A 2,143-nucleotide genomic window follows, 5' to 3' on the forward strand; every position below is an offset into this window, starting at 1 on the left:
CTCCGCAAATATGATTATACAGAAAATTCAATCATATGTACATTTCATTATGTGAAAAAACCTTTGTATTGTATGAAACGTTTTGGTACATGAAATTATATCGGCGATTTTCTGAATATATCAGCGTAACTCCGATTATATCGGCGATTTTTCGAATATATCAGCGCAACTCGAATTATATCAGCGATTTTTTAAATATATCGACTTATCAACAAAAAACGACAAAAATAGCAGCTTATTCAATAAAAAAAGTGGTTCCAAAATACATTTTGGAACCACCTTTCCTTTACTACACTCGAACATGTAACTTCATATTTGGATTATAAAATTGGCTCGGGCTCTTCAGTTGAAAAGTCCCTCCACCTTCATGCCAATCAACTGTTAACTTATCATCCATAAATACAAGCTTTGTGCGATCTGCGATAAAGCTAAACTTGCTTGATTCAATATCCACATCGCGCTCATCTTTTTCTGCTACAGCTACTAAATCGATAATTCCGCTCATTACACAACCGCAACCTTCATTATCGTAAAATAACTTTATATATTTCGCTTCATTTGGAATCGTATCCACAATCTTTTTATATGCTGCTTCTGTTACAGTAACGTACATACTCTAATCTTCATCCTCTCTTCTCGTATCCTTCATATATTGTACCATCATTTTTCTTTAAATATATATACAGAAAATTATGAACAATATACAATGTATGTAGTAAAGGAGGTTGTATCACTCATGCTCAAATTACTACGATACCCCATCTTCCTAGGTCTACTCGGTAGCTTTTTTATTTCTAGCGGTATAGTATTACACCATATATTTCCCTATACTCCTTCTATTGGTTGGATTTTAGGTTTTATTTGTTTTCTATCCGCTTCTTATTTTGCTATGAAAAACAAAAACATCTAATTAATTCAAGGAGGATAACATGCCAACTTTAAAAGAAATAGAACAATCACTCAATCATTTATTCGAAATAGAAAAATACGGAAAAGACAGTGCCTTTAGTCGATTTATCCCGGCCGTATATGATCCTATCCCATTTCCATGGCAAAATTTTTTTGAAGCCAATTTTATTGAGCTATTTAACGGTCTTATGATACGAGGAACTGAAACTGTAAATAAAGTATTTTTAGCTGTTTTTCCTACAAATGACGTTCTTGAAACATTCATTTCACAATCCACATCTGGTGATTTACTTTTTATGCACCACCCACTTGTAATGGAATGCGGTGATCCGCTTGGAAAATCAGGTCGTGGTTTTATTCCAATACCTGAAAAATATTTGCAAGCGATAAAAGAAAAACAACTTTCTATATATACATGTCACGGACCAATGGATATTCATCAAACGCATGGAACGAGCATTTCAATTGCAAAAGTCTTACATGCTCACGTAGTTGACAGCTTTGCATATGAAGGCCCCGAACAAGAGCCAGTTGGCCTTATTTGTGAAATAGATGAAACATCCACAGAAGCACTCCAAAAGCGTCTAAAAAATCTCTTCCATATTCCTTATACAGACTTCGAAGGTAAACAACATGATTCTATCAAAAAAATTGCAATTATTGCGGGATGTGGCGATGTCGTTTCTCTCATGAAAGAAGCAGAAGCAAAAGGTGCTGAAGCATATATTACAGGGGAAATCCATTGCCATATCGACAATGATTACGGTAAACAGAAATACTCGCTCATTATGGATTACGTAAAAGAAACGAATATGTCACTCATCGGTGTATCACACTCTGCCTCTGAATATTTAGTGAAAGAAACATTGATGTATGATTGGTTTAAAGAGAATTTTGAAGTGGATGTTACTTTGGTTCCACAGGAAAAATGGTGGTTATAAATTTTTAAAGAGATAGCTAATTTAGCTATCTCTTTTTACTAAACTTAAAATAGAAAAAAATTCGATATACAATACACTTTCACCCTACTGTTAAAATCTAAACACACTATACAATCAACCGCACAAAAATATAGAATTCCTAATATACATATAGTAGTTCTATTTTAAAAACTAGATTTTCAAAATATAGAAAGGAGAACATACATGTACCCACGTAATTGTTTTAGTTGCGATGGCAGACGCCCCAGTGGTTCTAACGGGAACACTGGACCCACTGGCATCACTGGACCCAC

At 34.3% G+C, this 2,143-nt stretch carries 3 protein-coding genes; 2 read left to right on the top strand and 1 reads right to left on the bottom strand.

What is annotated here, in order from left to right; translation table 11 throughout:
- Positions 1-289 precede the first annotated feature (289 nt).
- Positions 290-613, bottom strand: a complete 324-nt coding sequence (locus tag MR079_RS28095) for an iron-sulfur cluster biosynthesis family protein (protein ID WP_000289576.1) — start codon at positions 611-613, stop codon at positions 290-292.
- Positions 614-706: 93 nt separating this feature from the next.
- On the opposite strand from MR079_RS28095, the gene MR079_RS28100 reads away from it, so the two are divergent.
- Both MR079_RS28100 and MR079_RS28105 read left to right on the top strand, forming a co-directional pair.
- Positions 707-910 carry a hypothetical protein gene (locus MR079_RS28100; protein ID WP_074567776.1) on the top strand — a complete coding sequence of 68 codons (204 nt, stop codon included), beginning with the start codon at positions 707-709 and terminating at the stop codon, positions 908-910.
- A gap of 19 nt (positions 911-929) precedes the next feature.
- Complete coding sequence (locus tag MR079_RS28105) at positions 930-1,850, top strand: Nif3-like dinuclear metal center hexameric protein (RefSeq protein ID WP_242295066.1); 921 nt, start codon at positions 930-932, stop codon at positions 1,848-1,850.
- The last annotated feature ends 293 nt before the right edge of the window (positions 1,851-2,143 follow it).

The organism is Bacillus cereus group sp. BfR-BA-01381 (genome assembly GCF_022663555.1).
Classification (GTDB): domain Bacteria; phylum Bacillota; class Bacilli; order Bacillales; family Bacillaceae_G; genus Bacillus_A; species Bacillus_A pacificus.